The organism is Actinoplanes sp. NPDC020271 (genome assembly GCF_044388125.1).
Classification (GTDB): domain Bacteria; phylum Actinomycetota; class Actinomycetes; order Mycobacteriales; family Micromonosporaceae; genus Actinoplanes.
Window position 1 is genome coordinate 135,741 of the sequence record NZ_JBIRWQ010000019.1, and the last position, 8,219, is coordinate 143,959.

At 70.6% G+C, this 8,219-nt stretch carries 8 protein-coding genes; 7 read left to right on the forward strand and 1 reads right to left on the reverse strand.

All coding sequences use genetic code 11. The features are described 5' to 3' along the window. Positions 1 to 38 precede the first annotated feature (38 nt). Genes ACH442_RS33155 through ACH442_RS33175 form a run of 5 tightly spaced genes read left to right on the forward strand, consistent with a single transcriptional unit; the run spans position 39 to position 5,581 of the window. Positions 39 to 845 (forward strand): endo alpha-1,4 polygalactosaminidase, encoded by an 807-nt coding sequence (locus tag ACH442_RS33155; protein ID WP_396342053.1) that lies wholly within the window; start codon positions 39 to 41, stop codon positions 843 to 845. A gap of 25 nt (positions 846 to 870) precedes the next feature. Beyond that, positions 871 to 2,184 carry a nucleotide sugar dehydrogenase gene (locus ACH442_RS33160; protein WP_396342052.1) on the forward strand — a complete coding sequence of 438 codons (1,314 nt, stop codon included), beginning with the start codon at positions 871 to 873 and terminating at the stop codon, positions 2,182 to 2,184. Next, a complete protein-coding gene (locus tag ACH442_RS33165) occupies positions 2,181 to 3,149 on the forward strand; it encodes an NAD-dependent epimerase/dehydratase family protein (RefSeq protein WP_396342051.1) in 969 nt (322 codons plus the stop codon). The genes ACH442_RS33160 and ACH442_RS33165 overlap by 4 nt, the downstream gene beginning before the upstream one ends. Beyond that, complete coding sequence (locus ACH442_RS33170) at positions 3,146 to 3,841, forward strand: hypothetical protein (protein ID WP_396342050.1); 696 nt, start codon at positions 3,146 to 3,148, stop codon at positions 3,839 to 3,841. Before ACH442_RS33165 ends, ACH442_RS33170 begins: the two co-directional genes overlap by 4 nt. A 27-nt stretch (positions 3,842 to 3,868) precedes the next feature. Further along, positions 3,869 to 5,581, forward strand: coding sequence for a tannase/feruloyl esterase family alpha/beta hydrolase (locus tag ACH442_RS33175; protein ID WP_396342049.1), 1,713 nt, complete (start codon positions 3,869 to 3,871; stop codon positions 5,579 to 5,581). A gap of 56 nt (positions 5,582 to 5,637) precedes the next feature. Here ACH442_RS33175 and ACH442_RS33180 read toward each other — a convergent pair whose 3' ends face one another. Further along, on the reverse strand, positions 5,638 to 6,516 hold the full coding sequence (locus ACH442_RS33180; RefSeq protein ID WP_396342048.1) for an oxidoreductase: 879 nt from the start codon (positions 6,514 to 6,516) through the stop codon (positions 5,638 to 5,640). A gap of 89 nt (positions 6,517 to 6,605) precedes the next feature. Between ACH442_RS33180 and ACH442_RS33185 the strand changes: the two genes are divergently transcribed. Continuing rightward, positions 6,606 to 7,190: a TetR/AcrR family transcriptional regulator gene (locus tag ACH442_RS33185; protein ID WP_396342047.1), complete on the forward strand. Its 585-nt coding sequence runs from the start codon at positions 6,606 to 6,608 to the stop codon at positions 7,188 to 7,190. 125 nt (positions 7,191 to 7,315) lie between these two features. After that, the gene (locus ACH442_RS33190) at positions 7,316 to 7,990 is read left to right on the forward strand and encodes a DedA family protein (protein WP_396342046.1); all 675 of its coding nucleotides are present in this window, start codon (positions 7,316 to 7,318) and stop codon (positions 7,988 to 7,990) included. Positions 7,991 to 8,219: the final 229 nt, after the last annotated feature.

Consider the following 8,219-nt stretch of genomic DNA (forward strand, 5'->3'; position numbering starts at 1 on the left):
CCACGGTCGTACCGTCGCCATCGTCTTCGCCTCCGAACGTGCAGTCCTGGGCTTATCAATTGCAGGACTACCCCGGTGGCCGCCTCGACGAACTCGCCGCCGGTCCGTTCCAGACGGTCGTCGTCGACCTCGCTCGCGACGCCGGAAGCGACTATTTCTCCGCTGCCGAAATCACCCGGTTGCGTGCCACCGGGAAACGGGTCCTGGCGTATTTCGAGATCGGCAGCATCGAGGATTTCCGGCCGGAGTACCCGGTGCTGCGGCGGGAGGCGCCCGGCCTGATCGCCAACGAGTGGTCCGAGTGGCCCGGGGAATTCTTCGTCCAGTACTGGGATCAGCGCTGGTGGGACCGGGTCGTGCGGCCGCGGGTGGACCAGGCGTTGAAGGCCGGCTTCGACGGGGTCTACCTGGACACTCCGCTGGCCTACGAGGAGCTGGACCTGTCCGCCGCCCAGGGTCGTGACCGCGACCAGCTGGCCCGGGCGATGGCCGACCTGGTGGAGAGGATCAGCCGGTACGCCAAGCAGCGCCGGCCCGGTTTCCTGATCGTGCCGCAGAACTCCCCCGAGCTGCGCCGGCAGCCCGGGTACACCGCCGCGGTCGACGGCATCGGCATGGAAGAACTCTTCTTCGAAGCCACCGACGAGCGCTGCACCGCCGACTACTGCGCCGAGAACCTCGCCGAGACCCGCGCGCTGCGCGACAGCGGCAAGTTCGTGCTCAGCGTCGACTACGCCACCCGGCCCGCCGACGTGCGCGCCGCCTGCGCCCGCTACCGGGCCGAACACTTCACCGGGACGGTCACCGTCGTCGACCTCGACCGCACCGCCCCGCCCTGCACGTGACCGCCACTCTCTGGAGGAGAACCACATGCCCATGACGATCGGGGTCGTCGGCCTCGGCTACGTCGGCCTGACGCTCACCGCCGCTCTCGCCGACAAAGGCTTCACGGTGTACGGCGCGGACGCGTCACCGCAGGTCATCGACACCCTGTCCCAGGGCCGCTCGCACATCTTCGAACCCGGGGTGGAGGACATCTTCGCCGCCGGGATCGGAGTGCGGATCCACGTCGCCGCGCAACTCCCCCAGGGTGTCGTCGACGTCGCCGTGATCAGCGTGTCCACCCCCGTCGACGACGCCACCCGCCGCCCCGACCTGACCAACCTGGCCGCCGCCGCGCGCGCCGTCGCGGCCACCTGCCGACCGGGCACGCTGGTGGTGGTCCGCAGCACCGTCCCGGTCGGCACCAGCCGCAAGATCGTGCTGCCCGCACTGCGCGCGGCCTGGGGCGACGACGTGAAACTCGTGATGGCGCCCGAACGCACCATCCAAGGGCAAGCGCTGCGCGAACTCGTCGAGCTGCCGCAGGTGATCGGCGGACTCGACCCGGCATCCCGGCGGGCGGGCGTGGAGTTCTTCGCCGGGCTCGCACAGAGCATCGTCGAGGTGTCCAGCCTGGAAGCGGCCGAACTGGTGAAGCTCTCCAACAACTGCCACACCGACCTCATCTACTCGTACGGCAATGAGGTTGCTCTGATCGCCGAGCAGCACGGCCTCGACCCGTTGGAGGTGCTGCGCGCGACCAACGTCGACTATCCGCGGCCCGACCTGGCCAAACCCGGGTACGTCGGCGGTGGCTGCCTGTCCAAGGACCCGTACATCATGCTGGACAGCGCCGGCGACTACCGACCGTTTCTGATCAGCCGGGCGCGCGAACTCAACGAGTTCCTGCCGGTCCACGTCGCCGACACCGTCGTGCGGCTGCTGCGCGAAGCCCGCGGCGACACGCACGGCACCCGGCTGGCCGTGCTCGGCTGGGCCTACAAGGGCTGGCCGCCCACCGACGACATGCGCGGCACCCCGATCGCCGCCATGATGCCCGCCCTCACCGCCGCCGGCATCACGGTCACCGGCCATGACCCCATGGTCAAACCCGAGACCATCCGGCAGTACGGCGGGGAACCGGTCAGTCTCGACAAGGCGTTCACCGACAGCGACGCGATCCTGGTCATCAACGACCACCCGGACTACCGCGCGATCGACGTGACCCGGATGCTCGGCGACGCCCGACCGGCGCTCATCTTCGACTCGTGGCGGATCCTCGACGGTGCGGCGATCCGCGCGGCCGGCATCCGCTACGCCGGCCTCGGCTACCTGCCGCGCGTCCAGGAGGCGGCCGCGTGAGCGCCCTGCTGCTCGGTGGTGCCGGGTTCATCGGACTGCACCTGGCCCGGCGACTGCTCGGCGACGGCCACGAGGTCACCGTCGTCGACGACTTCTCCCGCGGCCGGCACGACACCGACCTCGACGAGGTGCGCGCCCACCCGGACGCACGGATCGTCTCCGCCGACCTGACCGACCCGGCCACGTACGCCGCCCTGCCGCACCGCTGGGACCAGATCTATCTGCTCGCCGCCGTCGTCGGCGTCCGCAACGTCGAACAGGACCCGGCCCGCGTCGTCCGCGTCAACACGCTCGTCGCGATGCACCTGCTCGACTGGGTGGCACCGGGCGAACGGGTCTTCTTCGCCTCGACCAGCGAGGTCTACGCCGGGGGTGTCGACGCCGGTGTGGTCGACGTGCCCACCGCCGAGACCGTGCCGACGATGATCTCCGACATCACGGCACCCCGATTCGCGTACGCGGTCAGCAAGCTCCTCGGCGAAGCCGCGTTCCTGCACACCGCCCGGGCGCGCGGCTTCGACGCGGTCGTGGGCCGCTTCCACAACGTCTACGGGCCGCGGATGGGGGCCGACCACGTCGTACCGGAGATGTCGCTGCGCGCGGCCGGTGGCGAGGACCCGTTCCGGGTGCCCGGCGCCGACCAGTTCCGGGCGTTCTGCCACGTCGACGACGCGGTCGAGGCGATGGTCCGGCTGATGGCCGTCCCCGACGCGGCCGGGCAGATCGTGCACATCGGCAACGACCGCGAGGAGACCAACATCGGTGATCTGGCCAAACTGGTGCTGCGGGTGGCACAGGTCAGCCCGGCCATCGAGACCAGCCCGGCGCCGCCCGGCTCGGTGCACCGGCGCTGCCCCGACCTGAGCCGGCTGCGGCGGCTGACCGGCTACGAACCGACGGTCACCCTGGAGGAAGGCGTCCGGTCCACGTTCGCCTGGTACCGCGACCACGGGCGGCCGGCATGACCGAGCGGCCGCCGATCTGGTTCTACTACGGTGAGGGGCGGCTCGTCGACCTGGCCAAGTACTCCAAGGTCGTACTGCAGCCGGAGTTCTACAACCCGGGCGAGCTCACCTATCTGAGCGGGCAGGGCGTGCGGACCCTCGGCTACCTGTCACTGTCCGAGGATCACGGGCCGCCCGCGCCGTGGCACCGCGCCGAGCGCAACCCGGACTGGGGCGGGGCGTACGTCCACGTCGGCCACCCGCAGTGGGTGGAGCAGGTGGTCGGCAAGGCGCGAGCCGCCGTCGACGCCGGGTTCGGCGGGCTGTTCCTGGACCAGCTCAACGTCGAACTGACCTTTCCGGAGGACGTGCCGCACCTGCTCACGCTGATCGCCGCGATCCGCAACGAGGCCAAACCCGGATACCTGCTGGCCAACCGCGGGTTCGGCATGCTGCCGCAGCTCGGTGAACTCGTCGACGGGGTGCTGTTCGAGTCGTTCTCGGCACGCTGGACCGACGACGGGTATGCGCCGTGGCCACCGGACGTGCTGGAATTCCATGCACAGATCGCCGAGCAACTGCTGCAGTTGCAGGTCGACCTGTACGCCCTCGACTACGCCGACAGCCCCGGTCTGACCGACTGGGCGGTGCGGCGGGCACGGCAGTTCGGGATGCACTGCGCGGTCAGCGACCGGGCCCTGTCCCGGGTGTAAGAAGCGGTCGGTACCAGGAGGACACGCATGCTCGCTCGGGTACGTGCGCTGTTGGCCATGGTCGTTGTCCTCGTGATCGTCGGCGGCGGCCCGGCCACGCCTCCCATGGCCGTGGCCGGGGCCGCCGATTCCGCCACCGGCCCGCCCGTGGTGCTGCCGAGGATCGACTGCGCGGCCCTCGCCGGGCAGGACCTCTCCGGAACGGCCGGGGCCCCGGCCGTCATCGCGTCCGCGACGGAGACGACCTCGCCCGACGGATCGGCGTCCTGCGAGGTCAAGGGCACCGTGGCGCCGCAGATCCAGTTCGACGTGTTCCTGCCGGCCACGACGTGGCGGCAACGCTATCTGCAGCTCGGGTGCGCGTCACTCTGCGGGAACATCGACTTCTACGCCGACGCGTCCGACGGGTGCGTGCCGCTGAACCGGGGCGACTTCGTGCTGGCCACCAACAACCAGGGACACGTCGGGGTTTCCGGATTCGACGCGACGTTCGGGGCCGACCCGCAACTGCGGGTCGACTTCGGCTACCGGGCCGACCACGTCGTCGCGGTCGTCGCCAAACGGGTCATCGCGCTCTACTACGGGCAGGGGCCGCGGTACTCGTACTTCGACGGCTGCTCGCAAGGCGGCCACGAAGGGCTGACCGAGGCGCAGCGCTACCCGCACGACTTCGACGGCATCGTCGCCGGCGCCCCGGCGTCGATTCTGACCTCGCTCATCGTGTGGTCCACGGGCTGGCACGCCACGGCCAACACCGACGCCCACGGCCGGCCGGTCCTGACCGCGGCCGAACTGCCCGTGTTGCACGCCGCGGTCCTGCGCGAATGCGACGCCCGCGACGGACTGGCCGACGGGCAGATCGACGACCCACGGGCCTGCGCGTTCGACCCGGGGAGCCTGCGCTGCGCGACCGGGACCGACAGCGCCGGCTGCCTCACCGGGGCGCAGGTCGAGGCCGTACGCAAGCTGTATGACGGACCACGCGACGAGCGCGGCCGGCTGATGTACCCGGGCGGCGAACCCGTCGGCTCGGAGGCGAACTGGGCCCGGTGGGTCACCCCGACCGCCGACGGCGCCCCGGCCGTGGCCGCGAACAACGCGACGAACGCGCTGAGATACCTCGCCTATCCGGGCGCCCGGCCGTCGCTGACACTGCGCGACCTGCGCTACGACTCGGCGACGTTCCGCGAGATCTACCAGCGGGCCGGCATCTACGACGCCACCGACCCCGACCTGACCGCCTTCCGCGCCGCGGGCGGGAAACTCCTGCTCTGGCACGGCTGGGCCGACCCGGCGATCACCCCCTACGGGACGATCGCCTACTACCACGCCGTGGTCGAACGCATGGGCGGGACGGCGGCGACGCAGAAGTTCGCCCGCCTGTTCATGCTCCCGGGCGTCGCCCACTGCGGTGGCGGTCAAGGGCCGGACGCGATCGACGCGCTCACACCCACCCTGGACTGGGTCGAGAAGGGCATCGCCCCCGACCGGCTCGTCGCCACGCAACGCCAGGACGACGACACCGTGGTACGGACCCGGCCGGTCTACCCCTATCCGGCCGTCGCCCGTTACGACGGCAGCGGCAGCACCGACGACGCGGTGAACTTCGCACCGGCGGCGCCGCCCACCCGGTACCGGGACGACATCGCGTGGCGGGGATCGTTCCGCTCCGGCTACGAACAGACCTGCGAATGGCGCGACGGCCACTGGATCTGCACCCCGGCCCGGAAACCGAGCTGACCGCCCGCCACGGCTCGCCCGGCCGGACCAGTCCGGAGCCGGCCGCGGAGCCGTACCTACGGCTCCTGACCAGTGGTGACGGCGAGCGGGAACCGTACGCCGGTCAGCTTTTCCGACATCGACCACAGCCGAGCCGCGAGTTGTTCGTCGCGCGCGGTCGCGGAGCGGTTGATCAGCTCCGGGTCGCCGATCATGTGGGCGAACCGGCTCGGCCCGGTGAAGCTGTCCCCGGGCAGGTCGGCGGCAGCGGCGTAGAGGACGGGCAGTGCACCCTGCTCGGGGCTCTGCCCCAGCGAGCGGGCGATGAACCGGCTGACCGCGCCGGCCTGGGCGTAGATCTCGGTACGCACCAGCCCGGGGTGGGCGGCCATCGCACGCACCGGAGAGCCGGCCCCGTCCAGGCGGCGTTGCAGTTCCGCGACGAACAGCATGTTCGCCAGCTTGGACCGGTTGTAGGCCGGCGACTGCTTGTAGGGGCGACGCTCGCTGTTCAGGTCGTCCAGGTCGAGGCGGCCCATCCGCTCGGCCTGCGACGCCAGGCTCACCACCCGGCCGGTGACCTGCGGCAGCAGCAGGTTGGTCAGAGCGAACGGCCCGAGGTGGTTGGTGCCGAACTGCAATTCGAACCCGTCGACGGTACGTCGTAGCTCCGGGGCGGTGATCCCGGCGTTGTTGATCAGCAGGTCGATCGGACCGGTCCAGCCGTCGGCGAACGCCCGCACGGACGACAGGTCGGCCAGGTCGAGGCGGCGCACCTCGGTGGCGCCGGTGATGGTGCGGGCGGCGGCCTCGCCCTTGTCGGTGTTGCGCACGGCGAGCACGACCCGGGCACCGGCGGCGGCCAGGGCGCGGGACGTGGCCAGGCCGACACCGGAGTTGGCGCCGGTGACGATCGCGGTCCGCCCGGTCAGATCGGGGAGGGTGAATGTGGCCATGGGAGGACTCCGTTCAGTGCGTGATTGCACTCAGTGGCATCACGATAGAACGATGATGCCACTGAGTGCAATCACGTAAACTGTGATCCATGGCGAGATGGGAACCCGGCACGTTCGAGCGCCTGCGCGCCGCGGCGCTGACGCTCTACGACGAGCAGGGCTTCGAGAAGACGACGGTCGCGCAGATCACCGAACGAGCCGGGATGAACCGGCGCACGTTCTTCCACCACTTCGCCGACAAACGCGAGGTGGTCTTCGCCGGCCAGGACCAGTCGGAGGAGTTCATCGCCGCCGAGATCCGCAACCAGCCCGAAGGAACCGACCCGCTGCACGCGGCCGTGGCCGGCCTGGCCGCCGCCGCCGACCAGATCTACGAACAGTTCCGCGACGGCGCGGTCCTGCTGGGCCGGGTCATCGCCGCCAGCCCCGAGCTGCAGGAACGCGAGCTGGTCAAACGATCCACGCTCGCGGCCCGGATCGCCGCCGCGCTACGCGAACGCGGCACCGCCGAGACCGCCGCGACCGTCGCCGGCTGGACCGCGGTGGCGATCTTCTTCGTCGCCCGCAACCAGTGGAACCAGCCCGGAAACGAGCACACGCTGGCCGACCTCATCACCACGACCCTGCAGGAATTCTTGAGCGCCACCCGGTCCACACCCTCAAGAACTCCCTGATGCCCTCAGCCCCGGACGCGGCGCAACGCCCGGCAGCGAGCACCGATCCACGGCCTGCCGCGCCGCCTGCTCCGGCCCTTCCGGCACCCTCGGGAGGTGACCTCGCTCTCCTACGTGATGTAGGTTTGCCGGGGTTCACGGCGGGCACTTCGGCTGGGCCGGACGCCGCTGGAGAGGATCCCCCGCCGATGACCTTCCTCGACCCGGAGTGGCTGATCTCGACGTTCGGCCTGGTCGGCATCCTCGGGATCGTGTTCGCCGAGTCCGGTCTGCTGATCGGTTTCTTCCTGCCCGGCGACTCGCTGCTGTTCACCGCCGGTCTGCTGATCGCCGGTGGGACGTACCTGCACCAGTCGCTCTGGCTGATGTGCCTGCTGGTGTCGATCGCGGCGGTCGCCGGTGACCAGTGCGGCTACCTGTTCGGGCGCCGGTTCGGGCCCAGCCTGTTCCACCGGCCCGACTCGCGGCTGTTCAAGCAGGAGAATCTGAGCCGGGCGCGGGACTTCTTCGCCAAGTACGGCGCGCGGTCGATCGTCCTCGCGCGCTTCGTACCGATCGTGCGAACGTTCACGCCGATCGTGGCCGGGGCGAGCCACATGCGTTACCGCAGGTTTCTGCTCTTCAACGTCATCGGTGGCACGCTGTGGGCCTGCGGCGTGACGATTCTCGGCTATTTCCTCGGGCAGATCGCCTTCGTCAAGTCGAACATCGAATTCATCCTGATCGGGATCGTCGCCGTGTCGGTCATCCCGATCGCCGTCGAGTTCCTGCGCAGCCGCAAGCGGACCGCCAGGCGGTGACAGCCGTCGCGCGAGGTCTGGTCGCCGCGCTGGGGGCGGTCGCGCGAAGGCGGTGACAGCCGTCGCGCCAGGTCTGCTCGCCGCGCTGGGGGCGGTCGCGCGAAGGCGGTGACAGCCGTCGCGCCAGGTCTGCTCGCCGCGCTGGGGGCGGTCGCGCGAAGGCGGTGACAGCCGTCGCGCCAGGTCTGCTCGCCGCGCTGGGGGCGGTCGCGCGAAGGCGGTGACAGCC

What these genes read in the sequence shown, in the direction of transcription:
- ACH442_RS33185 (WP_396342047.1), top strand. Translation starts at nt 6,606, where the DNA reads ATGGCGAGATGGGAACCCGGCACGTTCGAGCGCCTGCGCGCCGCGGCG.
- ACH442_RS33175 (WP_396342049.1), top strand. Translation starts at nt 3,869, where the DNA reads ATGCTCGCTCGGGTACGTGCGCTGTTGGCCATGGTCGTTGTCCTCGTG.
- ACH442_RS33180 (WP_396342048.1), bottom strand. Translation starts at nt 6,516, where the DNA reads ATGGCCACATTCACCCTCCCCGATCTGACCGGGCGGACCGCGATCGTC.
- ACH442_RS33160 (WP_396342052.1), top strand. Translation starts at nt 871, where the DNA reads ATGCCCATGACGATCGGGGTCGTCGGCCTCGGCTACGTCGGCCTGACG.
- ACH442_RS33170 (WP_396342050.1), top strand. Translation starts at nt 3,146, where the DNA reads ATGACCGAGCGGCCGCCGATCTGGTTCTACTACGGTGAGGGGCGGCTC.